Annotated in this window: 20 protein-coding genes; 7 read left to right on the top strand and 13 right to left on the bottom strand. The window is 72.3% G+C overall.

Annotated features, from left to right (window positions below; all coding sequences use genetic code 11):
- Positions 1-60 precede the first annotated feature (60 nt).
- The 8 genes from ACFCXS_RS37550 to ACFCXS_RS37515 form a co-directional block, all read right to left on the bottom strand.
- Positions 61-579 (bottom strand): DUF4240 domain-containing protein, encoded by a 519-nt coding sequence (locus tag ACFCXS_RS37550; RefSeq protein ID WP_376647854.1) that lies wholly within the window; start codon positions 577-579, stop codon positions 61-63.
- Positions 580-635: 56 nt separating this feature from the next.
- Positions 636-1622, bottom strand: coding sequence for a helix-turn-helix transcriptional regulator (locus ACFCXS_RS37545; protein ID WP_376647824.1), 987 nt, complete (start codon positions 1620-1622; stop codon positions 636-638).
- Positions 1623-1760: 138 nt separating this feature from the next.
- Complete coding sequence (gene aceE, locus ACFCXS_RS37540) at positions 1761-4463, bottom strand: pyruvate dehydrogenase (acetyl-transferring), homodimeric type (protein WP_376647823.1); 2703 nt, start codon at positions 4461-4463, stop codon at positions 1761-1763.
- Between the two features lie 266 nt (positions 4464-4729).
- Complete coding sequence (locus ACFCXS_RS37535) at positions 4730-5353, bottom strand: GntR family transcriptional regulator (protein WP_362231884.1); 624 nt, start codon at positions 5351-5353, stop codon at positions 4730-4732.
- A gap of 234 nt (positions 5354-5587) precedes the next feature.
- The gene (gene sucB / locus ACFCXS_RS37530) at positions 5588-7387 is read right to left on the bottom strand and encodes a 2-oxoglutarate dehydrogenase, E2 component, dihydrolipoamide succinyltransferase (protein ID WP_376647822.1); all 1800 of its coding nucleotides are present in this window, start codon (positions 7385-7387) and stop codon (positions 5588-5590) included.
- 63 nt (positions 7388-7450) lie between these two features.
- The gene (lpdA, locus tag ACFCXS_RS37525) at positions 7451-8839 is read right to left on the bottom strand and encodes a dihydrolipoyl dehydrogenase (RefSeq protein WP_358957649.1); all 1389 of its coding nucleotides are present in this window, start codon (positions 8837-8839) and stop codon (positions 7451-7453) included.
- A 295-nt stretch (positions 8840-9134) separates the two neighbouring features.
- The gene (locus tag ACFCXS_RS37520; RefSeq protein WP_376647821.1) at positions 9135-10661 is read right to left on the bottom strand and encodes a leucyl aminopeptidase; all 1527 of its coding nucleotides are present in this window, start codon (positions 10659-10661) and stop codon (positions 9135-9137) included.
- Between the two features lie 384 nt (positions 10662-11045).
- On the bottom strand, positions 11046-11828 hold the full coding sequence (locus ACFCXS_RS37515; protein WP_376647820.1) for an adenosylcobinamide-GDP ribazoletransferase: 783 nt from the start codon (positions 11826-11828) through the stop codon (positions 11046-11048).
- Between the two features lie 60 nt (positions 11829-11888).
- Between ACFCXS_RS37515 and ACFCXS_RS37510 the strand changes: the two genes are divergently transcribed.
- A complete protein-coding gene (locus tag ACFCXS_RS37510) occupies positions 11889-12650 on the top strand; it encodes a hypothetical protein (RefSeq protein WP_376647819.1) in 762 nt (253 codons plus the stop codon).
- Here the strand turns inward: ACFCXS_RS37510 and ACFCXS_RS37505 are convergent.
- A complete protein-coding gene (locus tag ACFCXS_RS37505; RefSeq protein ID WP_376647818.1) occupies positions 12590-13288 on the bottom strand; it encodes a hypothetical protein in 699 nt (232 codons plus the stop codon). The two genes, ACFCXS_RS37510 and ACFCXS_RS37505, sit on opposite strands and share 61 nt — an antisense overlap.
- A 370-nt stretch (positions 13289-13658) precedes the next feature.
- Positions 13659-14813 carry a nicotinate-nucleotide--dimethylbenzimidazole phosphoribosyltransferase gene (cobT, locus tag ACFCXS_RS37500; protein WP_376647817.1) on the bottom strand — a complete coding sequence of 385 codons (1155 nt, stop codon included), beginning with the start codon at positions 14811-14813 and terminating at the stop codon, positions 13659-13661.
- Positions 14814-15051: 238 nt separating this feature from the next.
- Between cobT and ACFCXS_RS37495 the strand changes: the two genes are divergently transcribed.
- On the top strand, positions 15052-16098 hold the full coding sequence (locus ACFCXS_RS37495) for a class I SAM-dependent methyltransferase (protein WP_376647816.1): 1047 nt from the start codon (positions 15052-15054) through the stop codon (positions 16096-16098).
- Positions 16099-16253: 155 nt separating this feature from the next.
- On the opposite strand, the gene ACFCXS_RS37490 is transcribed toward ACFCXS_RS37495, so the two are convergent.
- A complete protein-coding gene (locus tag ACFCXS_RS37490; protein WP_376647815.1) occupies positions 16254-17453 on the bottom strand; it encodes a bifunctional adenosylcobinamide kinase/adenosylcobinamide-phosphate guanylyltransferase in 1200 nt (399 codons plus the stop codon).
- Between the two features lie 223 nt (positions 17454-17676).
- On the opposite strand from ACFCXS_RS37490, the gene ACFCXS_RS37485 reads away from it, so the two are divergent.
- Complete coding sequence (locus ACFCXS_RS37485) at positions 17677-17889, top strand: hypothetical protein (protein WP_062926420.1); 213 nt, start codon at positions 17677-17679, stop codon at positions 17887-17889.
- Positions 17890-17941: 52 nt separating this feature from the next.
- Here the strand turns inward: ACFCXS_RS37485 and ACFCXS_RS37480 are convergent, their stop codons facing one another.
- Together ACFCXS_RS37480 and ACFCXS_RS37475 are read right to left on the bottom strand one after the other, a co-directional pair.
- The gene (locus ACFCXS_RS37480) at positions 17942-18643 is read right to left on the bottom strand and encodes a class I SAM-dependent methyltransferase (RefSeq protein ID WP_376647814.1); all 702 of its coding nucleotides are present in this window, start codon (positions 18641-18643) and stop codon (positions 17942-17944) included.
- Between the two features lie 83 nt (positions 18644-18726).
- The gene (locus ACFCXS_RS37475; RefSeq protein WP_376647813.1) at positions 18727-19326 is read right to left on the bottom strand and encodes a DUF3043 domain-containing protein; all 600 of its coding nucleotides are present in this window, start codon (positions 19324-19326) and stop codon (positions 18727-18729) included.
- A gap of 317 nt (positions 19327-19643) precedes the next feature.
- On the opposite strand from ACFCXS_RS37475, the gene ACFCXS_RS37470 reads away from it, so the two are divergent.
- From ACFCXS_RS37470 to ACFCXS_RS37455, 4 genes are all read left to right on the top strand, one after another.
- Positions 19644-20429 (top strand): PspA/IM30 family protein, encoded by a 786-nt coding sequence (locus tag ACFCXS_RS37470; RefSeq protein ID WP_376647812.1) that lies wholly within the window; start codon positions 19644-19646, stop codon positions 20427-20429.
- A 23-nt stretch (positions 20430-20452) separates the two neighbouring features.
- Positions 20453-20731 (top strand): hypothetical protein, encoded by a 279-nt coding sequence (locus ACFCXS_RS37465; RefSeq protein ID WP_097216183.1) that lies wholly within the window; start codon positions 20453-20455, stop codon positions 20729-20731.
- 200 nt (positions 20732-20931) lie between these two features.
- Complete coding sequence (locus tag ACFCXS_RS37460; protein WP_376647811.1) at positions 20932-22152, top strand: sensor histidine kinase; 1221 nt, start codon at positions 20932-20934, stop codon at positions 22150-22152.
- Positions 22149-22832, top strand: a complete 684-nt coding sequence (locus ACFCXS_RS37455) for a response regulator (RefSeq protein WP_376647810.1) — start codon at positions 22149-22151, stop codon at positions 22830-22832. The genes ACFCXS_RS37460 and ACFCXS_RS37455 overlap by 4 nt, the downstream gene beginning before the upstream one ends.
- Positions 22833-22928 lie beyond the last annotated feature (96 nt).

Here is a 22928-nt window from a genome sequence, read left to right as displayed (position 1 = left end):
GCTGTCGGCCGCCGTCCGGTCGGCCCTGATGTCGTCAGCCGTCCGACCGGTTCCGCGGCCTCAGCCCCTGAAGCGCCGCCACAGCCGGGGATAGCGATCGGCGAGCAGCCCCTCGTTCTCGAAGTCGAGCGGCGTGCCCTCCGGCTCCGGGGGCGCCGGCGCGATCTCGAGGTCGGGGGCGACCACACCGGTGAGCTGCTCGTAGGCCTCGTCCGCCGCGTAGCCGAGCTCCTCGCCGTCGCCGTCGATCTCCTCGTCGAAGTCGTCCAGCAGATCGGCGAGCGCGTCCGGATCGTGCACGGCGCCCTCGAACACCTCGCGCCCCTGGCCGATCAGCCAGCACCGGAAGAAGTCGAAGGCGTCGTCGCTCGCCCCGTCGAGCAGCACCCAGGCGGCGCCCCACAGGTCCCAGCGGTAGGCGCGGTTGTAGCGGGACTCGAAGTGCCGGGCGAAGTCCAGGACCGAGTCCGGGTCCAGCTGGGCGAGCCGGTCCACGAGCAGGTCGGCCTGCTCCTCGGGGTCGCCCTCGGCGGCCTCCCGGGCGTCGTCCACCAGCTCCCAGAACTCCGTCTCGTCCATCACGGGTCAAGCATCGGGCCTCGGACACAGGGACGCACCCGGAGTGCGCGGGATCGTTATGCGCCGCTCCCGGGCCGGTAGAGCCGGGCCAGCCGCTCCGCGTCCGCGGCGAACCGCTCGCGCAGGCTCTCCGGAGCGAGTACTTCCACCTCCGGCCCCAGCGCCGCCAGCTGGGTAAGGGCGACCTCCTCGGACTCCACCGGCAGGGCCACTGTCACCCAGCCGTCCGCGTCCGGGGCGTCCGCGTCCGCGAGGGCCTCCCGCACGGACACCGAGTCGAGGGCGTACGGCAGTGCGCGCACCCCGTCGGGGGACAGCCGCACCACCACCCGCGCCCGCAGGATGGACCGGGCGAACTGCTCGGCCCGCTCCTCCCAGAACGCGGGCAGGTCGAAGTCCGCCTCCCGCTCGAAGCGCTCACCGTCGGCGTCCACCGCGGTGAACCGGTCGATCCGGTAGACCCGGAACGAGCCGGGCCCGGCCACCCGGGCGCACAGGTACCAGACACCCGCCTTCAGCACGAGCCCGTACGGCTCCAGCTCCCGGACGACCTCGTCCTCGCCGCGCCGGTAGCGGGCGCTGATCCGCCGGTCGTCCCACACCGCGTCGGCGACGGCCGGCAGCAGCGGGGGCGTCTTCGGCTCCTTGAACCAGTTCGGCGCGTCCAGGTGGAACCGCTGGGCGGCGGACCGGGAAGCGTCCCGCAGGGAGGGCAGCAGCGCCGCCGACACCTTCAGCCGGGCCGCCGAGGCGGCGTCCTCCAGGCCCATCTCGCGCAGCGCCCCCGGCACACCGGACAGGAACAGCGCCTCGGCCTCACCGCGGTGCAGCCCGGTCAGCCGTGTCCGGTACCCGCCGACCAGCCGGTAGCCACCGACCCGGCCGCGGTCCGCGTACACCGGCACGCCGGCCTCCGACAGGGCCTGAGCGTCCCGGGTGACCGTCCGCTCCGAGACCTCCAGCTCACGGGCGAGCTCGGCGGCCGTCATGGAGGGCCGGGACTGGAGCAACAGCACCATCTTGATCAGCCGGGCAGCACGCATGGGGCCATCATGGTGCGTGTCCGGATCGGGTGTCTGTGGGGGGGGGGCGGGTCTGTTGCAGGGGCGCGGGGAACTGCGCGACAAGCCCCCACCGGCCCGCAGTCGACGAACGACCGGGACCGATGGGGGCCGCAGACCCTACAGGCCGTACTGCTCGCGCGCTTCCTTCACGGACGCCGCCTTCACCTCGCCGCGCCCCGCGAGCTGGGCCAGGGCCGCGACGACGATCGACTCCGCGTCCACGCCGAAGTGGCGGCGGGCCGCCTCACGGGTGTCCGACAGGCCGAAGCCGTCGGCGCCCAGCGAGGACCAGTCCTGCTCGACCCACTGCGCGATCTGGTCCGGGACCTGGCGCATGTAGTCGGAGACCGCCAGCACCGGGCCCTCGGCACCCTGGAGCGCCTGCCGCACGAACGGCACCCGCTCCTCGCCGCGCAGCAGCGCCTCGTCCGCCTCCAGGGCGTCCCGGCGCAGCTCGCTCCAGGACGTCGCCGACCACACGTCGGCCGCCACGCCCCACTCCTCGGCCAGCAGCCGCTGCGCCTTGAGCGCCCAGTGGATGGCGGTACCGGAGCCGAGCAGCTGGATCCGCGGGGCGTTCGCCGGGGGCGTGATGCCCGTCGACTCCGCCGTGTTGAAGCGGTACAGGCCCTTGACGATGCCCTCGTCGACGCCGTCCACGGACGGCTTCGCCGGCTGCGGCATCGGCTCGTTGTAGACGGTCAGGTAGTAGAAGACGTTCTGGTCCTCGCCCGGGGCCGCCTCGCCGTACATCCGGCGCAGACCGTCCTTGACGATCGTCGCGACCTCGTAGGCGAACGCCGGGTCGTACGACAGCGCCGCCGGGTTGGTCGCCGCGATCACGGGGGAGTGGCCGTCGGCGTGCTGCAGGCCCTCGCCCGTCAGCGTCGTACGGCCGGCCGTGGCGCCGACGAGGAAGCCGCGGCCGAGCTGGTCGCCGAGCTGCCACATCTGGTCGGCGGTGCGCTGCCAGCCGAACATCGAGTAGAAGATGTAGAACGGGATCATCGCCTCGCCGTGCGTCGCGTACGACGTCGAAGCGGCGATGAAGTCGGCCATCGAACCGGCCTCGGTGATCCCCTCGTTGAGGATCTGGCCGTTCTGGGCCTCCTTGTAGTACATCAGCTGGTCACGGTCGACCGGCTCGTACGTCTGGCCCTTCGGCGAGTAGATGCCGAGCGACGGGAACAGCGACTCCATACCGAAGGTGCGCGCCTCGTCCGGGACGATCGGCACCCAGCGCTTGCCCGTCTCCTTGTCGCGGACCAGGTCCTTGACCAGACGGACGAACGCCATGGTGGTGGCCACGTTCTGCGAGCCGGAGCCCTTGTCGAAGGACGCGAACGCCTTCTCCGCCGGGGCGGGCAGCGGGGCGACCGGGTGCACGCGCCGGGCCGGGGCCGGACCACCGAGGGCGGCACGCCGCTCCTGGAGGTAGCGGACCTCGGGGGAGTCGGCGCCCGGGTGGCCGTAGGGCACCACGCCGTCGACGAAGTCGCTGTCCTTGATGGGCAGCTCCAGCAGGTCGCGCATGTTCTTGAACTCGTCCACCGAGAGCTTCTTCATCTGGTGGTTGGCGTTCTTCGACGCGAAGCCCTCGCCGAGGGTGTGGCCCTTGACCGTCTGGGCCAGGATCACGGTCGGCGCGCCCTTGTGCTCGACGGCCGCCTTGTACGCGGCGAACACCTTGCGGGACTCGTGACCACCGCGCGAGAGGTGGAAACACTCGAGGATCTTGTCGTCGCTCAGCAGCTTCGCCATCTCCACGAGCGCCGGGTCGCCGCCGAAGAAGTCCTGGCGGATGTAGGCCGCGTCGCGGGTCTGGTACGTCTGGATCTGCGCGTCCGGTACCTGGCGCAGCCGGCGTACGAGCGCGCCGGTGGTGTCGAGCTGGAACAGCTCGTCCCAGGCCGTGCCCCACAGCGTCTTGACGACGTTCCAGCCGGCGCCGCGGAACTGGGCCTCCAGCTCCTGCACGATCTTGAAGTTGGCGCGGACCGGGCCGTCGAGGCGCTGCAGGTTGCAGTTGATGACGAACGTGAGATTGTCGAGCTCCTCACGGGCGGCGAGCGCCAGGGCCGCCGTCGACTCGGGCTCGTCCATCTCGCCGTCGCCGAGGAAGGCCCACACGTGCGAACCGGCGGTGTCCTTGATGCCGCGGTTGGCCAGATAGCGGTTGAAGCGCGCCTGGTAGATCGCCGACAGCGGGCCGAGGCCCATGGAGACCGTCGGGAACTCCCACAGCCAGGGCAGCCGGCGCGGGTGCGGGTAGGAGGGCAGGCCGTTGCCGCCCGCCTCCCGGCGGAAGTTGTCGAGCTGCTCCTCGTTCAGACGGCCGTCGAGGAACGCGCGGGCGTAGATGCCGGGGGAGGCGTGACCCTGGATGTAGAGCTGGTCGCCGGAGCCGTCCCGCTCTTTGCCCTTGAAGAAGTGGTTGAAGCCCGTCTCGTAGAGCCAGGCCGCGGAGGCGAAGGTGGCGATGTGGCCGCCGACGCCGTACTTGCTGCCGCGGGTGACCATCGCGGCCGCGTTCCAGCGGTTCCACGCGGTGATCCGCTGCTCCATCGCCTCGTCACCCGGCACCGACGGCTCGGCGGAGGTGGGGATGGAGTTGACGTAGTCGGTCTCGAGGAGCTTCGGCAGCGCGATGCCGGCGCCCTCGGCGCGCTCCAGCGTGCGGCGCATCAGGTATGCGGCACGGTGCGGCCCGGCAGCCTTGGTGACCGCGTCCAGGGAGGCCTGCCATTCGGCGGTCTCCTCGGGGTCCCGGTCGGGGAGCTGGTCGAGCTCGCTCGGCTGGATGGCGTTGGGGTCGGTCATGTCGCCGCCTTCCTCAGTCGAAGGGGGTTCCCTCACATACGGGGATCGGGGGTGCCCTTTGTCTTTGGCAGGACAGGGCTGAGGCTTCGGTGGAAGCCCGTCGGCGACTGTAACTCCCTGATCGATGATCGATCAAAGGGTTGAGGGGCAAAACCTCTTGATCACGAGAAAGTAGGCACGCGGTGCCTCCGGCCGTGGCACGCGGTGACTGATTTTGGCATGGTTTTCGCAGGTCGGAGGCTTTTGAGCGGGGATGTGCTCGAGTGTCACGCCCGGGGCGCGCAGCCCAGGACGTGCGCCTTCACGAGTTCGGCGATCCGGGGGTCACGGCGCTTGAACGCGGCGACCAGCTCCTCGTGCTCCTCCGCGTACGACTGCTGCTGCGTGCCCAGCCAGCGGATGGACAGGGCCGTGAACACCTCGATGCCGAGGCCTTCCCAGGTGTGCAGCAGGACGGAGTTGCCCGCGGCGCGGACCAGCTCGCGGTGGAAGGCGACGGTGTGGCGGACCTGGGCGGTGCCGTCGGCGACGCGGTCGGCCTCGTACAGGGCGCTGACGTGGGGTTCCAGTGCCGTGCAGTCCTCCGCGAGGCCCTGGGCGGCCAGCTCCGCGGCGATGGCCTCCAGGCCGGCCCGGACCGGGTAGCTCTCCTCCAGGTCGGCGGCCGTGAGGTTGCGGACGCGCACGCCCTTGTTCGGAGCGGACTCGATCAGACGGAGGGACTCCAGCTCGCGCAGGGCCTCGCGGACCGGGGTCTGGCTGACCTCCAGCTCGGTGGCGATCCGGCGCTCGACGATCCGCTCGCCCGGCTGCCAGCGTCCGCTGATGATCCCCTCCAGGATGTGCTCGCGGATCTGCTCGCGGAGCGAGTGGATGACGGGCGCTGTCATGAGGGCTCCTCAGTCGGGATTGACGTTTAGACAATACGGCCGGTTCGCTCCGCGGGTGGGGCGGGCGGGGGTGTCTTGGTGCAGGTGAGACGAGACTTACACAGGGGGTTTGGGATTGGTGTTCGGCTGACGGTTGGTTGTGGTTGCTCGCGCAGTTCCCCGCGCCCCTGGGGTACGACGGTGCCCCGCCCGGAAAATCCGGACGGGGCACCGATGTGTGCGGCTGGTCGGCGATTACAGGCCGAGCTCGACCTCGAACTCGCCTGCCTCCAGGATGGCCTTGACCGCCGTCAGGTAACGGGCGGCGTCGGCGCCGTCCACCAGGCGGTGGTCGTAGGACAGGGTCAGGTACGTCATGTCGCGGACGCCGATGACCGTGCCCTCCTCCGTCTCGATGACGGCGGGGCGCTTGACCGTCGCGCCGATGCCGAGGATCGCGACCTGGCCCGGCGGCACGATGATCGTGTCGAAGAGCGCGCCGCGCGACCCGGTGTTGGAGATGGTGAAGGTCGCGCCGGACAGCTCGTCCGGGGTGATCTTGTTGGCGCGGACCTTGCCCGCCAGGTCGGCCGTGGCCTTGGCGATACCGGCGAGGTTGAGGTCACCGGCGTTCTTGATGACCGGGGTCATCAGGCCCTTCTCGGAGTCCACCGCGATACCGATGTTCTCGGTGTCGAAGTAGGTGATGGTCCCCTCGGCCTCGTTGATCTTGGCGTTGATCGGCGCGTGCGCCTTCAGCGCCTGGGCCGCGGCCTTGACGAAGAACGGCATCGGGGAGAGCTTGACTCCCTCGCGCGCCGCGAACGAGTCCTTGGCACGGCCGCGCAGCTTCATCAGGCGCGTGACGTCGACCTCGACCACCGAGGACAGCTGGGCCTGCTCGGTCAGGGCCTTGACCATGTTGTCGCCGATGACCTTGCGGATGCGCGGCATCTTGACGGTCTGGCCGCGCAGCGGGGACGCCTCCAGCACCGGGGCCTTCTTCGCGGCCGACGGGGCGGCAGCGGCGGGGGCCGGGGTGGCGGCGGCGCTCTTCGCGGCCTCGGCGGCGGCGACGACGTCCTGCTTGCGGATACGGCCGCCGACGCCGGTGCCCTTGACGGTCGCCAGGTCGACGCCCTGCTCGGCGGCGAGCTTGCGCACCAGCGGGGTGACGTAGGCGCCGTCGTCGGCCGGCTTGGCAGCGGCCGGAGCGGCCGGGGCCTGGGCCGGAGCCGGGGCGGGCGCCGGAGCGGACGGGACCGGCTCGGGAGCCGGGGTGGTCTGCTGCTGCGGGGCCGGAGCCGACGGGGCCTGCGGGGCCGGGGCCTGCTGGGCCGGAGCGGCCTGCTGCGGAGCCGGGGCCTGCGCGGGCTCGGGCTGAACCGGGGCGGCCGAGGCCTCCTGCGCCGGGGCGGCGGCCGGAGCCGCACCCGCCTCGCCGATGACGGCGAGCTTGGCGCCGACCTCGGCGGTCTCGTCCTCGCCGACCACGATCTCCAGCAGGGTGCCCGAGGTGGGCGCCGGGATCTCGGTGTCGACCTTGTCGGTGGAGACCTCGAGCAGCGGCTCGTCGGCCTCGACGCTGTCACCGACCGACTTCAGCCAGCGGGTGACGGTGCCCTCGGTTACGGACTCGCCGAGCGCGGGCAGGACGACGTCCGTGCCCTCGGCGGAGCCGCCGCCGGCGGCGGCGTCGGCGGTGGGAGCGGGCGCCGGGGCGGCCTGCTCGGTGGACGGGGCGGCCGGGGCCGGCTCGGGAGCGGGCTCGGCGACCTGCTCGGCCTGCGGGGCCTCGGCGGCGGCGGGCGCGCCGCTGCCGTCGTCGATCAGGGCCAGCTCGGCGCCGACCTCGACCGTCTCGTCCTCGGCGACCTTGATGGAGGCCAGGACACCGGCGGCGGGCGAGGGGATCTCGGTGTCGACCTTGTCGGTCGACACCTCGAGCAGCGGCTCGTCGGCCTCGACGCGCTCGCCCTCGGCCTTCAGCCAGCGAGTGACAGTGCCCTCGGTGACGCTCTCACCGAGCGCCGGAAGGGTTACGGAAACCGCCATGGTTTCGGTTGCTCCTTACGGAAAGTGCGGAAGTCTGTGTCGTCGCGTTCGTCGACCGAGGGGTCAGTCGTGCGCGTGGAGGGGCTTGCCAGCGAGGGCCAGGTGGGCCTCGCCGAGCGCCTCGCTCTGGGTCGGGTGGGCGTGGATGAGCTGCGCGACCTCGGCGGGCAGCGCCTCCCAGTTGTAGATCAGCTGAGCTTCGCCGACCTGCTCGCCCATGCGGTCGCCGACCATGTGGACGCCGACGACGGCACCGTCCTTGACCTGGACGAGCTTGATCTCACCCGCGGTGTTCAGGATCTTGCTCCTGCCGTTGCCCGCGAGGTTGTACTTCAGAGCGACGACCTTGTCCGCACCGTAGATCTCCTTGGCCTTGGCCTCGGTGATACCGACGGAGGCGACCTCGGGGTGGCAGTACGTCACCCGCGGGACACCGTCGTAGTCGATCGGAACGGTCTTCAGACCGGCCAGGCGCTCCGCCACCAGGATGCCCTCGGCGAAGCCGACGTGCGCGAGCTGGAGGGTCGGGACGAGGTCACCGACGGCGGAGACGGTCGGCACGTTGGTGCGCATGTACTCGTCGACCAGGACGTAGCCGCGGTCCATCGCGACGCCCTGCTCCTCGTAGCCGAGGCCCTGGGAGACCGGGCCGCGGCCGATGGCGACCAGCAGGACCTCGGCCTCGAACTCCTTGCCGTCGGCGAGGGTGACCTTGACGCCGTCCTGGGTGTACTCGGCCTTCTGGAAGAAGGTGCCCAGGTTGAACTTGATGCCGCGCTTGCGGAAGGAGCGCTCCAGCAGCTTGGAGGAGTTCTCGTCCTCGACCGGGACGAGGTGCTTCAGGCCCTCGACGATCGTGACCTCGGTGCCGAAGGACTTCCACGCGGAGGCGAACTCGACGCCGATGACACCGCCGCCCAGGATGATCGCGGACTTCGGCACGCGGTCCAGGACGAGGGCGTGGTCGGAGGAGATGATCCGGTTGCCGTCGATGTCCAGGCCGGGAAGCGACTTGGGTACGGAGCCGGTCGCGAGCAGGACGTGGCGGCCCTCTACGCGGCGGCCGTTCACGTCGACGGAGGTGGGGGAGGAGAGGCGGCCCTCACCCTCGATGTACGTCACCTTCCGGGAGGCGACGAGCCCCTGCAGGCCCTTGTACAGACCGGCGATCACGCCGTCCTTGTACTTGTGGACCCCGGCGATGTCGATGCCCTCGAAGGAGGCCTTCACACCGAACTGCTCGCTCTCGCGGGCCTGGTCGGCGATCTCGCCCGCGTGCAGCAGGGCCTTGGTGGGGATGCATCCCCGGTGCAGGCAGGTGCCGCCGACCTTGTCCTTCTCGATCAGGGCGACGTCCAGGCCCAGCTGCGCCCCGCGCAGGGCCGCGGCGTAACCACCGCTGCCACCGCCGAGGATCACTAGGTCGAAAACGGTGCTGGCGTCGTTCGCCACGTCACGTCCTCCATGCATGTGCGCCGTGAGCCGGTCTTCGAGGACCGGCAGGCGGCTGGTGTCCGGCCGCTCGTTCTTCGGCCCTTCGGTGGGGCCCTGTCCTGCCGTGCCCCATCTTCGCACTTGTCGGCACACAAGGAGACGCCGGGCTGCGGTGTGAGACGCCCCACGTTCAGATGAGCCAATGGGGGACGCCTGGAGGGCAGCGTCCCAAGGGGCGCGGGGAACTGCGCGAACAGCCCCCACGCCCCCGCACTCGCCACACGACGGACGAGACCGGGCTCTCAGGCGAAGGTCAGCCCAGATCCCCGGCAGCCGTCAGCTCGGCCAGCCGCACCAGCGTCCGCACAGCCGTCCCCGTGCCGCCCTTCGGCGTGTACCCGAAGGGCCCGCCCTCGTTGAACGCAGGCCCGGCGATGTCCAGGTGCGCCCAGGTGATCCCCTCGCCCACGAACTCGCGCAGGAACAGACCGGCGACCAGCCCGCCGCCCATCCGCTCGCCCATGTTCGCGATGTCGGCGGTGGGGGAGTCCATCCCCTTGCGCAGGTGCTCCGGCAGCGGCATCGGCCAGGCCGGCTCGCCGACCTCCTCCGCGGCCTCGACCAGCGCCGCGCGGAACGCGTCGTCGTTGCCCATGATCCCGAACGTCCGGTTGCCCAGCGCCAGCACCATCGCCCCGGTCAGCGTCGCCACGTCCACGATCGCGTCCGGCTTCTCCTGCGACGCCGCCCACAGCGCGTCGGCGAGCACCAGCCGGCCCTCGGCGTCGGTGTTGAGCACCTCCACCGTCTTGCCGCTGTACATCCGCAGCACGTCACCCGGACGGGTCGCGGACCCGGAGGGCATGTTCTCGGCCAGGGCGAGCCAGCCGGTGACGTTGACTTCCAGGCCGAGACGCGCGGCGGCGACGACCGCGGCGAACACCGAGGCCGCACCGGCCATGTCGCACTTCATCGTCTCGTTGTGACCGGCCGGCTTCAGCGAGATGCCGCCCGAGTCGTAGGTGATGCCCTTGCCGACGAAGGCGAGGTGCTTCTTCGCCTTGGAAGAGGTGTACGACAGCTTGACCAGGCGCGGGGTGGCCGCGGAGCCGGAGCCGACGCCGAGGATGCCGCCGTAGCCGCCCTTGGTCAGGGCCTTGTCGTCGAGCACCTGGATCTTGATGCCGTGTTCCTTGGCCGCGGCCTGGGCGATCGCGGCGAACGACTCGGGGTTGAGGTCGTTCGGCGGGGTGTTGACCAGGTCGCGGGCGCGGTTGAGCTCCTCGGACACGGAGACGGCGCGCTCGATCGCGGCCTTGTACGCCTTGTCGCGGGGCTTGCCGCCGAGCAGGGCGATCTCGGCGAGGGGAGCCTTGCCGTTCTTCGCCTTGGGGTCCTTGCCGTTGTCCTTGTAGGCGTCGAAGGAGTACGCGCCGAGCAGCGCGCCCTCCCCGATCGCGCCCGCGTCGGCGGCGTCGCCGAGCGGCAGGGCGAAGGCGGCCTTCTTGGACCCGGCCAGGGCGCGGGCGGCGGCACCGGCGGCCTTGCGCAGGGCCTCCGTGCCGTAGTCGGCGTCCTTCTCCGGGACCGCGCCCAGGCCGACCGCCAGGACGAGCGGTGTCTTGAAGCCGGACGGCGCCGGCAACTTCGTCACCTCGCCCTCGCCGCCGGAGGCGCCGAGAGTCTCCAGAACGCCGGCGAGCCTGCCGTCGTACGCCTTGTCCACGGCCTCGGCGCCCGGTGCGACGACCGGCCCCTTGGCACCCTTGGCGACACCGATCACGATCGCGTCGGCCCGCAGACCGGGCGCCGCGGCGGTGCTGAGAGTGAGAGCAGTCACGGTGGTGAAATCTCGCTTCCGATGTGAAGTTGCTGAGGTCGAACGGTGTGGGTCGACCGGGCCCGACAGCCGACCCTATGCCGACCTTCCGGTGCGGGTCTCACGGGGCCTTCCCCGGTGCGGCGAACACCCGACGACGAGACTACGCGCGTGGCCTCGTTCGCTCATTCCTGCGGGTGTTCACCTCCCCGTGGCGTAGTGGCCATTTCTTGATCCCTCACACCGGTGAACCGGGTCACACGGCCCGGCCGCGTCGCCCGAACCGCCGGTTCGTTGCTCGGAAAGTACGGACCGGGGGCACGGTGACGGCCTTGCTGAACCCGGTCCCGGTGACGGAGGTGCCCGCGAACCGGCCGGCGAGGGAGCGGCGGCGAGGAGATCGTTTCAGCCCAGTGACAGAACGACCAGCGCCGTGGTCGCCGCCGTCTCCGCCAGGCCGCCGAAGACGTCCCCCGTGACCCCGCCGAACCGGCGCCTGCAGTGCCGCAGCAGCGCCTCCGAGGCGGCCAGGGCGAGGACGGCCGCGAGCACCGTACGGATCACGCCGTACGGCCCGAAGAGGGCGCCCGCCGCTGCCGCGGCCACCGTGACGGCCACCGCGGCGATCACGGCGCCCGGCACCGGCACCACACCCGCTACGGCCGCGCCCAGCCCCTCCGGCCGGGCCGCCGGCACCCCGGTCCGGGCCGCCAGGGTCAGGGCCAGCCGGGCGAGGGCCGCCGAGACGACGGCGGCGCATGCGCCCCGGACCCAGGAGGCGTCGTAGGCCTGGGCGAGCGCGGCGACCTGGGCGAGCAGCACGAGGACGAGGGTGATGACCCCGAACGGCCCGATGTCGGATTGCTTCATGATCCGCAGGGCGTCCTCGGCGGGCTTGCCGCTGCCGAGCCCGTCGGCGGTGTCCGCGAGCCCGTCGAGGTGCAGCCCCCGGGTGAGGGCGGCCGGCACGGCGACGGTCGCCACGGCGGCGAGCGGGGCGCCCGCACCGAGGAAGAGCAGCGCCAGTCCGAACCCGGCGGCGGCGGCGCCGACCGCGAGGCCCGCCAGCGGAGCGCACAGCATGCCGCCGCGTGCCGCCTCCCGGTCCCACCGGGTCACCCGGACGGGGATCACCGTCAGGGTGCCGAAGGCGAAGCGGAGGCCGTCGAGGGGCGAGGTTCTGGGCACCGGCGCAGGCTACCGGCCGGTCAGGGGAGCGGGAACGGCAGCCGAGGATAAAGTTCACATATGGGATGGCTGGAGCGGAACATCATCGAACCAGGCAAGCTGCCGCTGCTTCTCGCTCTCGTCGCCTTCGTACTGACCTTCCTGATCACCCGGCTGATCACCCGTCTCATCCGGGCGGGCAAGGGTCCCTTCGGAAATGTCAGCAGCGGTGGCGTCCACGTCCACCACGTGGTCCCCGGGGTCGTCCTGACGATCGTCGGCGGTTTCGGCGCGGTGGCGGGCGGTCAACACGGCTTCGGGTCGTGTCTGGCGGCGGTGTTCTTCGGCATCGGCGCGGGCCTCGTCCTCGACGAGTTCGCCCTGGTCCTGCATCTCGCCGACGTCTACTGGACCCCCGACGGCCGCAAGAGCGTGGAGATGGTCGTCCTCACCGCCTCCCTGGTCGGCCTGCTCCTGATCGGCTTCTCGCCGCTGGGCGTCAACGACCTCAACGACGACCAGCAGCAGAACCGCGCCGTCGTCCTTCTGAACATCCTCGTGAACTTCGCGTTCGCCCTGATCGCCCTGTTCAAGGGCAAGGTACGCCTGGCTGTCGTGGGCCTGATCATCCCGTTCATCGCCATCATCGCGGCCGTACGGCTGGCCCGGCCCACCTCCCCGTGGGCCAAGCGCTTCTACCGCAACCGGCCCCGCGCCCGGGCCAGATCCGCCCTGCGCGCCTACCACCACGACCGCCGCTGGGTGACCCCCATGCGCGCTGTTCAGGACTGGATCGGCGGAGCCCCCGACCCCGAGCCGGCACGGTCCCTCGAACGCCGCTGACGCAGCTCGCCGACCGCGCACAGCGCCAATACCGCCACGATCGCCGCGAGGTGCTCCTTGCCCGCGAGGTTCCCCTTCAGCGCGACCTCGGCCACCATCGCCACGATCACCACGGAGGCCGTGACGTACGCGCGATACCGCCACCCCAGGAAGACGGCCAGGCCCACCACCGCCGCGGACGGCCCGGTGTCCACGACCCGGGCGTCCGAGGCGGGCAGGCCGAGCGGCAAGTCGGGGCCCAGCCAGATGCCCAGGCGGGCGTACAGCGTGCCCGCGAGCGTCGCGACGTAGGCGAGGGCCAGGGTGTGCCACCGGCCCAGGCACAGCTCGGCGATGCCGAACACCAGCAGGATCTGCACGAGCGCGCCCCACGCCGGCAGGTCCAGCGCGGGCACGAACAGCGACAGCGGCGTGCGCAGCAGCGCGAGCCACAACGGGTCCTCGGCCCGCACGCCGCCGGCGTTCTGCACGAACCGGTAGCCCCACGCCTGGTTGTGCACGACGTGCAGGGCGGCCGTGAGGCACACGGCCGCGACCGCCATCGGCGCGGCCCGCCACCGCCGCTCGGCCAGCGGCCCGCGCACCGCGGCGTACAGCGCACCCCATTCGGCGCGGGCCCAGCGGGCGAGCGTGGTCATCCGGCGGTCGTCCTCGTCCGTGCATGGCTTGGATGGAGGGTGTCTGCGACTCAGTCAAACCGACACCACGTTCCAAGACCGACCGGAACGGGACGAAGTTGAGCCAGGCGTGAGTGACCTGGATCTCGCGACCGACAGTGCACGGAGGGCGCCCTGCAAGGACCGGGCCCCGCCCTGCCGCCCGGGCCTCTGCGTCCGCCCGGGCTCTGGGACCGGGCCCCGCCCTGCCGCCCGGGCCTCTGCGCCCGCCCGGGCTCTGAGGAGACCCCAGGCCTCTACGGCTCCCCGGACCCTGAGGATGCCTCGGCCCGGGCCTCTGACGGGCCCCGGACCCCTACGGCTGCCCGGGCCTCTGAGAAGCCCTGGGTCTCTACGGCTGCCCGGGCGCCTGTGACTCCTCAGGCCCTTCCGGGTTCTCAGGCCCTTCCGGGTTCTCGGTCCCTTCCGGCGCCTCGGCCCCTTCCGGGTTCTCGGACTCCTTCGGCTTCTCGGGCAGTTCCGCCGCCAGCGCGGCAGCGGCCTGCACGAGCGGCAGCGCCAGCAGGCCGCCCGCGCCCTCCCCGACGGTCACGCCATGGGTGAGCAGCGGCTCCAGCGCCATCCGGTCCAGCGCCTTCGCCTGCCCGGGCTCGCCGCTGTCGTGCGCGGCCAGCCACCAGTCCGGTGCCCGGAACGCGATCCGCTGACCGACCAGCGCGCACGCGGCCGCCACGACCCCGTCGAGCACCACCGGGAGCTTGCGCACCGCGCTCTGCAGCAGGAAGCCCGTCATCGCGGCGATGTCGGCCCCGCCGACCGCCGCCAGCAGCTGCAACTGATCCCCGAGCACCGGACGCGCCCGGCGCAAGGCGTCGCGGATCGCCGCGCACTTGCGCATCCACGCCAGGTCGTCGATCGCCTGCCCACCGCGCCCGGTCACGACCGACGCGTCGACCCCGCACAGCGCCGCGACCAGCACGCCCGCCACCGTGGTCCCGCCGACGCTCACATCGCCGAGCACCACCAGGTCCGTGCCCGAGTCGGCCTCCTCGTCGGCGACCGCGACCCCGGCCAGGAAGGCCGCCTCGGCCTCCTCGGGGGTCAGCGCGTCCTCGATGTCGATCCGCCCGCTGCCGCGCCGCACCCGGTGCCGCACGACGTCCGCCGGCAGGGCCTCGGGGTCACAGTCCAGGGCCATGTCGACGATCCGCACCGGCACGCCGAGCCGCCGTGCCAGCACCGACACGGGCCGGCCGCCCTCCAGCACCTCGCGGACCGACTCCCCGGCGCTGCCCGCGGCACGGGCCGAGACGCCCAGCTCGGCGACGCCGTGGTCACCGGCGAAGAGCACCACCCGCGGCCGTTCGACCGGCCGGACCGGTACGGCGGACTGCGCCGCCGCCAGCCACTCACCCAGTTCGTCGAGTCGGCCCAGCGACCCGGGCGGCACGACCTGTCGCTCCCGGCGTGCCTCGGCGTCACGGCGGATCCCGCCGTCCGGACGCTCGATCAGATCGGTGAAGTCGTCGAGATTAAGCGAGCTCATTCGCCGAACAGTACCGGCCCGGGTCGAACAGCACGGCGCCACATCACCACTCCGTAAAGGCGACGTCGTTGCACCCGAGATCGTCATCCCATACGTTCCGTTTTGCGGCAGATTGTCGTACGTGGTCGTGCACGGTCGTACGTGGCCGTACACGGTCGTGCGACTCCCTGCCGTACGTCCCCGCCGTACATCCCTGCCGTACGTCCTCGCCCTACGCCGTCGCGCCCGGGAGCCGCCCATGCCCGCACACCCCGCCTCGTCCGCACCCCCTCTCTCCCAGCCGACCGCACGGGTCCACGAACCGCGCCGGGAGGACTGCCCCTGGTGCGGCTCCGACCGGCTGCGGAACCGCCTGCGCACCGGTGACCTGCGGCAGTACAAGCCGGGCGGCTTCACCGTCGACGCGTGCCGGGACTGCGGACACACCTTCCAGAACCCCCGCCTCACGGTGGAGGGTCTCGCCCTCTACCACCGGACCGCGCGCGGGGCGCCCCGGGACCCGGCGAGCGACGGCCTCCTCGCCCTGCGCGGCAGCCCCCGCCGCCACCGCGCGGCGGCCCGCGCGATGGTGCGCTGCGGTGAGCCGGAGAGCTGGCTGGACGTCGGGACGGGCCACGCCCGCTTCCCCGCCACGGCCCGTCAGTTCTTCCCCTACACGTCCTTCGACGGCCTCGACCCCACCGCGCGCGTGGTCCGCGCCCGCACGGCCGACCGCGTCGAGGAGGCCCACGTCGGCCGCCTGACGGACCCCCGGATCGCCGGCCCGCTGCGCGCCCGCTACGACGTGGTCAGCATGCTCCACCACCTGGAGGGCACGGCGGATCCCCGGGCGGAGCTCCGTGCCGCCCTCTCCGTGCTGCGCCCGGGCGGCCACCTGCTGATCGAGACCCTGAGCCCCCGCTGCGTCTTCGCGGCCCTGCTGGGCCGCTGGTGGCTCCCCTACGACCAGCCGCGCCACCTCCACCTGCTGCCCCCGCAGAACATCCGCGCGGAACTGGAGTCGGCCGGCTGCACGGTCCTGACGCTCGACCACCGCCCGGTCCACGTCCCCCACGACCTCGCGGGCGCCACGTCCCTGGCTCTCTCCCACGCGCTGCCTGCCCCGGACACCCCTTGGCGGGCGGTCCCCCCGCCCCCCGTGCAACGGCACGCCCGTGCGGCCCTGCTCCGCGCCGGTCTCCCCCTGGTGGCCCTGGCGGCACTGGCGGACCACCTCATCGCCCCGGTGGCCCGCCGCACGCGCTTCGCGAACACCTACCGGGTGATCGCCCGCACAGCCCCGTAGACCGTGGCCGTAGCCGTAGCCGTAGCCGTAGCCGTAGACCGTGGCCGTGGCCGAGGCCGAGAGAGGCGCGAGGGGGAGCCCGGCGTCAGGGCCGCCCGGACCTCAGGGCGATCACGTCGGCGTCGGGCGCGGTCTCGGCCTCCGGGAGCCCTCCCTCAGCCCCGCAGCACCATCGCCTGCCCCGCCACCACCAGCAGCACATGCTCGCACTCGTCCGCGAACTGTGCGTTCAGTCGCCCGAGTTCATCGCGGTAGCGCCGTCCCGACGCTGTCGACGGCACGATCCCCGACCCCACCTCGTTCGACACGGCGACCACGGTGCGCCGGGTGGCCCGCACCGCCTCCGTGAGCTCCCGCACCCGCTCGCGCAGCACCTTCTCCCCGCGCTCCGCCCACACCGCGTCGTCCCACGCCCCGGCGGAATCCATCGCGTCGGTCAGCCACAGGGACAGGCAGTCGATCAGCAACGACGGCCCCTCGGCCTCCAGCAACGGCACCAGGTCACAGGTCTCGACCGTCCGCCACGACCCCGGCCGCCGGTCCCGGTGGGCCGCCACCCGCGAGGACCACTCCGTGTCCCCGTTGCGGGACCCGCCCGTCGCCACGTACAGCACGTCGGGGAAGGCCTCCAGCCTCCGCTCGGCCTCCACGGACTTGCCCGACCGTGCGCCGCCCAGCACCAGGGTCCGCCGCGGCACGTCCGGCACCTCCTCGTACGCCCCCACCACCAGCGTCACCCCGTCCGGCACGGCCCGTGCCCCGGCCGCCGCGAGCCGCCGTCCGAGCTCGGGGCCGGGCGGCAGGCCGTGGTCCAGATGGACGGCGACCACGTCGGTCGTCGGGCCGAGGGCGCCCACCGCCCGCAGCCTGGCCAGCGCGTCCGGCCGCCCCACGACGTCCGCGAGCACCATGTCGTAGGACTCGGCCGGCTGCTCCAGACCCGCCGGGGCCCCGCCCGGCGGCAGATACAGCAGCCGCTGTCCCTCCGGACCGGTCACCGCGTACCCCGTGCCCGGCGCGTCCAGCGCCACCGCACGCACCCTGTGTCCCGTCAGCAGCGTCAACTCGCGCCCGTCCGGGACCCGTCCGGGCTGCGGCAGCCCGGCGGGCACCTCGACCGCCGGCCCGTCGTGGGGGTGCGACAGCAGCACCTGCCGCACGCCGGTCAGGGAACGCCCCGCCCGCGCCGCCGCGAACGCCGCGCCCGGCGTCAGGTCGAGCAGCAGCGCCCCGTCCAGCAGCAGCGAGGTGGCCGCCCGGGCGTCGGGGCCGAGAGCAGCCGCACAGGCCGCGCAGGGACAGTCGGGACGGGGAAGTCCGGAGGGCGCACCGGTGCCGAGCAGAGTCAGTTCCACGCAACGATTCTCACCCGAGCGCACGGGACCCGCGTGATGGAGGCACCCCGACAGGGGCGCGGGGAACTGCGCCGATCCCCCCACGACCCGTGCCCGGCCGGACACCCGCACCCCCCGCAAGGCCTATAACGCCCCACCCCGGGAAGCGCTTAGGCTCTGGGCGGGAGCCGGACCAAGATCCGGCTTTCGCTGTGCAGTGTGCTCACACACATGGGAGGCGTACATGGCGGCATGGACGTGGCGGTTCGAGAAGACCGACGGGACGGAGGTCCAGCCCGCGGTGCCGCCGGAGGAGTTCCCCACGCAGGGGGACGCCGAGTCCTGGATCGGGGAGCACTGGAAGGCCCTCCAGGAGGGCGGCGCCGACCAGGTGCGGCTGTTCGAGGACGCCACGGAGATCTACGGGCCGATGAGCCTGCACGCGGCCGAGGCGTGAACCCGGTGGGCGGGGGCCCACGGCCCTCGCCCCACCACCCCGCCCGCGCGGGTCAGCCGCGCACCCCGCACAGGTGCAGCAGCGCCGCCACCCCGCGGTACGGATCCGTCCGCCCGGCCTTCTCCTCCACCGCGAGCAGCGTCTCCACGTCGGCCGGCACCTCCGCGCCGTCCGCCGCCGTGTCGGTGAACACCCGCACCCCGTACCAGGCGTGCAGCGGCGCCCCGATCCCCGCGAGCGTCGACGTCAGGTCCTTCAGCCGGTCGGCCCGCACGTCGAGCCCCAGCCGGTTGCGGTAGGAGACCGTGTCGAAGGCGCTCAGCGCGTCTGCCCAGTCACCGGACAGCCCCGGCCGAACCGCGAGCGCGTCCCCGTTGCGCACGAGCAGGGACAGCAGCCCGCCGGGCGCGAGCATCCGGGCCAGCCCCGCCAGCAGCGGGTCGGGCTCCTCGACGTACATGAGGACGCCGTGGCACAGCACCACGTCGAAGCTGCCCGGCAGGAAGTGCACGCCGGTGTCCCGGCCGTCGCCCTCGATGATCCGCATCCGCTCCCGGATGCCCTCCGGTTCCCCGGCCAGGGACTCCCGGGCCACGGCGACCATCGTGGAGTCCTGCTCCAGACCGGTCACCTGGTGCCCGGCACGGGCCAGCCGCAGCGCCTGCGTGCCCTGGCCCATCCCCACGTCGAGCACCCGCAGGCGCTGACCCACCGGAAAACGCCCGACTATCTGCTCGTCCAGCTGGCGGGCCACCAGCTCCTGACGGACGACATCGCGCAGCCCGCCCAGCCTGTCCAGCCAGGCATCCGCCGCACCCCCGGAGAACGGCGTCGTGGTCAGGGCCGCTCTCCGCGCTTGACCTGCGGCTTCGGCAGCCGGAGCCGGCGCATCTGGAGGGAGCGCATCAGGGCGTAGGCGACGGCGCCGCGCTTGTTCTCACCCGCGAAGCGCTCGTTCAGCTGCTTCTTCAGCCGGAAGGACGTCACGAACGAGTCGAGCACGATCAGCACGATCACCACGAGCCACAGCAGCAACGCGATGTTCTGCAGCGAGGCCACCCGCACCATGCTCAGCACGAGGATGACCACGGCCATCGGCAGGAAGAACTCCGCGATGTTGAAGCGGGAGTCGACGAAGTCGCGCGCGAACCGGCGGACCGGTCCCTTGTCACGCGCGGGCAGATACCGCTCGTCGCCGCTCGCCAGCGCCTGGCGCTGGCGCTCCATCGCGGTACGGCGCTCCGCGCGCTGTCGCTTGGCGGCCTCCTTGCGCGTCGTCGACGTGTTGGCCACGCTGCGGCGCTGCGACTGGGCCGCACTGCGCTTGGGCGTGGGGCGGCCCTTGGGGGCCTCGGGGTGACGGGGCTGACTGGAGTCGGTCACCGGCGCCTTGTCGGCGTCCTGGGCCTTCTCATCCTTCGCACGGCTACGGAACACAAAACCCAAGGGTAAGGGCTTCCGGGCATGGACCCCAGCCCGGTGGGGAACGATCCGGCAACACCAGTCGTCAGTAAGGGGACAGAGGGGACGTTGCGTACGCCTCCGGATGTTTCCCGGGGTGTACGGCTCCGGCAACCCCGGGGACCACCTACTCCCTACGCCGGAGCGGGAGCGTACGCAGTCGTCCTTGGGGATGAGCGCATCCGTCCCCGAACAGTGCGGTAATGGATGCAGGGCCCGTACTGTGGGTTCTGTCGCAGGAGCAGCTGCCGGAGTCGGTCAGAAGGGGGCGCGCGAAGCCCATGAGCGGTGTCATGAAGCGTATGGGGATGATCTTCCGCGCGAAGGCGAACAAGGCCCTTGACCGGGCCGAGGACCCGCGCGAGACCCTCGATTACTCGTACCAGAAGCAGCTGGAGCTGCTGCAGAAGGTCCGCCGTGGCGTCGCCGACGTGGCGACCTCCCGCAAGCGCCTGGAACTGCAGCTGAACCAGCTGCAGTCGCAGTCCGGCAAGCTGGAGGACCAGGGCCGCAAGGCGCTCGCGCTGGGCCGCGAGGACCTCGCCCGCGAGGCGCTCTCCCGCCGCGCCGCGCTCCAGCAGCAGGTGACCGACCTGGAGACGCAGCACGCCACGCTCCAGGGCGAGGAGGAGAAGCTCACCCTCGCGGCCCAGCGGCTCCAGGCCAAGGTCGACGCCTTCCGTACGAAGAAGGAGACGATCAAGGCGACGTACACCGCGGCGCAGGCGCAGACCCGGATCGGCGAGGCCTTCTCGGGCATCTCCGAGGAGATGGGCGACGTCGGCCTGGCGATCCAGCGGGCCGAGGACAAGACGGCCCAGCTCCAGGCCCGCGCCGGCGCCATCGAGGAGCTGCTCGCCTCCGGCGCCCTCGACGACCAGTCCGGCATGCACAAGGACGACATCCAGGCCGAGCTGGACCGGCTCTCCGGTGGTACGGATGTGGAGCTGGAGTTGCAGCGCATGAAGGCCGAGCTGGCCGGAGGCCCGAGCAGCGGGCAGCAGGCCCTCGAAGGTGGCACGAGCCAGCAGCAGTCCCAGCAGCAGCCGCAGGACACTCCGCGCTTCGACAAGCAGTAGGGGTCCACGCCTAGGAGGGCGACATGATCGTACGGATCATGGGGGAGGGCCAGGTGAGTCTGGCCGACGGCCACCTCGCCGAGCTGAACAAGCTGGACGACGAGCTCCTGGCGGAAATGGAGAACGGCGACGGCCCCGGCTTCCGCCGCACCCTCCAGGCTCTCCTGACCAGGGTCCGCGACCTCGGCGACCCCCTCCCCGACGACTCCCTGGAACCCTCGGAACTGATCCTGCCGTCTCCCGACGCGACCTTGGAGGAAGTCCGGGAGCTCCTGAGCGACGACGGCTTGATTCCGGGCTGACCTCGCTGCGGGCATGCGTGCCGCCAGGGGCGATGGGGGTCCCCCCTGGTCGAGCGAAGCCGAGAGCTTGGGGGAGGGTGGGCGCGGGCGGCACCCCGCACCGCCGGGTTGCGGACCCACCGGACCTCAGCCACGACGCCGAGCACCTCACACCCGGCCCCCATACCCCCGCACACCCACCCCGGCTACCGTGAACCCCCGTGAGCACCCTCGCGCGGGCCAGACACCAGGCCAAGGCGCACCCCCTGGCCCTGGACGCCGTCCTCGCCCTCGCCGTCCTGGTCTGCATGGTCGCCGGCTCCTTCGTGGAACCCCGCCACCGCGACAGCGTCAGCTGGGCCCTGCGCACACCCGACCCCCTCAGCCTCGTCCTCATGACCCTCGGCGCCGCCGCCCTGGTCTTCCGCCGCCGTGCCCCCATGACGGTCCTCGCCCTCACCGGCGCCCTCTCCGTCATCGAGTCCCTCACCGGCGACCCCCGCACCCCCGTCGCCATGTCCGCCGTCATCGCGCTCTACACCGTCGCCTCCACCACCGACCGCCCCACCACCTGGCGCGTCGGCCTGCTCACCATGACGGTGCTGACCGGCGCCGCCATGTCGGCCGGCTCCCTGCCCTGGTACGCCCAGGAGAACCTCGCGATCTTCGCCTGGACCGGTATCGGCGCCACCGCCGGCGACGCCGTCCGCAGCCGCCGCGCCTTCGTCCAGGCCATCAGGGAGCGCGCCGAGCGGGCCGAGCGCACCCGTGAGGAGGAGGCCCGCCGCCGCGTCGCCGAGGAACGCCTGCGCATCGCCCGGGACCTGCACGACGTCGTCGCCCACCACATCGCGCTGGTCAACGTGCAGGCCGGGGTCGCCGCCCACGTCATGGACAAGCGCCCCGACCAGGCCAAGGAAGCCCTCGGGCACGTCCGCGAGGCCAGCCGCTCCGCGCTCAACGAACTCCGCGCCACCGTCGGCCTGCTCCGGCACTCCGACGACCCCGAGGCCCCCACCGAACCCGCCCCGGGCCTGGACCGCCTCGACGAACTCACCGGCACCTTCCGCAACGCCGGCCTGCACATCGAGGTCGCCCGCGCCGACCAGGGCACCGCCCTGCCCGCCGCCGTCGACCTGGCCGCCTACCGGATCATCCAGGAGGCCCTCACCAACGTGCAGAAGCACGCCGGACCCCAGGCCAAGGCGGAGGTCAGCGTCGTCCGCGTCGGACCGCACATCGAGATCACCGTGCTCGACGACGGCAGCGGCGAGCACGAGCCGCAGGACAGCGGCGGCGGTCACGGACTGCTCGGCATGCGCGAACGTGTCACCGCCCTGCGCGGCACCCTCACCACCGGTCCCCGCTACGGAGGCGGCTTCCGCGTCCATGCGATCCTGCCGGTCAAGAACCGAACACCGACCGGGGAGGGCCCCGCATGACCATCCGTGTCCTGCTCGCCGACGACCAGGCGCTGCTGCGCAGCGCCTTTCGTGTGCTCGTCGACTCGGAGCCCGACATGGAGGTGGTCGGCGAGGCCTCCGACGGCGCGGAAGCGGTCCTGCTGACGAAGGAGCAGCGGGCCGACGTCGTGCTCATGGACATCCGCATGCCCGGCACCGACGGCCTCGCCGCGACCCGCCTGATCAGCGCCGACCCCGAGCTCGCCGACGTCCGGGTCGTCATCCTGACGACCTTCGAGGTCGACGACTACGTCGTGCAGTCGCTGCGGGCCGGCGCCTCCGGCTTCCTCGGCAAGGGCTCCGAACCCGAGGAGCTGCTGAACGCCATCCGCATCGCCGCCGGTGGCCAGGCCCTGCTCTCCCCGGCGGCCACCACGGGCCTGATCGCCCGGTTCCTCGCCACGCAGGACCCGGCCGACGACGACCGCGACCCGGGCCGCGGCGAACGGCTCGACTCGCTCACCGTCCGCGAACGCGAGGTGCTGGTCCTGGTCGCAGGCGGGCACTCCAACGACGAGATCGCCGAGCGCCTCGAAGTCAGCCCGCTGACGGTGAAGACGCACGTCAACCGGGCCATGGCCAAGCTCGGCGCCCGGGACCGCGCCCAGCTGGTGGTCACCGCGTACGAGTCCGGCCTGGTCCGTCCAAGGGTGGAGTGAACTCGACCCGGCCGTACTGCGACCGGAGTATGCGCCGTATAAGGATTTGGACCTGGGGCCTACGAAACCCGGTTCCCGCATGGCTCAGGGTGTAGG

The organism is Streptomyces sp. NPDC056373 (assembly GCF_042262425.1).
Classification (GTDB): Bacteria; Actinomycetota; Actinomycetes; order Streptomycetales; family Streptomycetaceae; genus Streptomyces.
This window is presented reverse-complemented; position numbering and strand designations above follow the sequence as displayed.

Coding starts and splice junctions, on each gene's coding strand:
- ACFCXS_RS37550 (WP_376647854.1), bottom strand. CDS start 579: ATGGACGAGACGGAGTTCTGGGAGCTGGTGGACGACGCCCGGGAGGCC.
- ACFCXS_RS37545 (WP_376647824.1), bottom strand. CDS start 1,622: ATGCGTGCTGCCCGGCTGATCAAGATGGTGCTGTTGCTCCAGTCCCGG.
- aceE (WP_376647823.1), bottom strand. CDS start 4,463: ATGACCGACCCCAACGCCATCCAGCCGAGCGAGCTCGACCAGCTCCCC.
- ACFCXS_RS37535 (WP_362231884.1), bottom strand. CDS start 5,353: ATGACAGCGCCCGTCATCCACTCGCTCCGCGAGCAGATCCGCGAGCAC.
- sucB (WP_376647822.1), bottom strand. CDS start 7,387: ATGGCGGTTTCCGTAACCCTTCCGGCGCTCGGTGAGAGCGTCACCGAG.
- ACFCXS_RS37510 (WP_376647819.1), top strand. CDS start 11,889: ATGGGATGGCTGGAGCGGAACATCATCGAACCAGGCAAGCTGCCGCTG.
- ACFCXS_RS37505 (WP_376647818.1), bottom strand. CDS start 13,288: ATGACCACGCTCGCCCGCTGGGCCCGCGCCGAATGGGGTGCGCTGTAC.
- cobT (WP_376647817.1), bottom strand. CDS start 14,813: ATGAGCTCGCTTAATCTCGACGACTTCACCGATCTGATCGAGCGTCCG.
- ACFCXS_RS37495 (WP_376647816.1), top strand. CDS start 15,052: ATGCCCGCACACCCCGCCTCGTCCGCACCCCCTCTCTCCCAGCCGACC.
- ACFCXS_RS37485 (WP_062926420.1), top strand. CDS start 17,677: ATGGCGGCATGGACGTGGCGGTTCGAGAAGACCGACGGGACGGAGGTC.
- ACFCXS_RS37470 (WP_376647812.1), top strand. CDS start 19,644: ATGAAGCGTATGGGGATGATCTTCCGCGCGAAGGCGAACAAGGCCCTT.
- ACFCXS_RS37465 (WP_097216183.1), top strand. CDS start 20,453: ATGATCGTACGGATCATGGGGGAGGGCCAGGTGAGTCTGGCCGACGGC.
- ACFCXS_RS37455 (WP_376647810.1), top strand. CDS start 22,149: ATGACCATCCGTGTCCTGCTCGCCGACGACCAGGCGCTGCTGCGCAGC.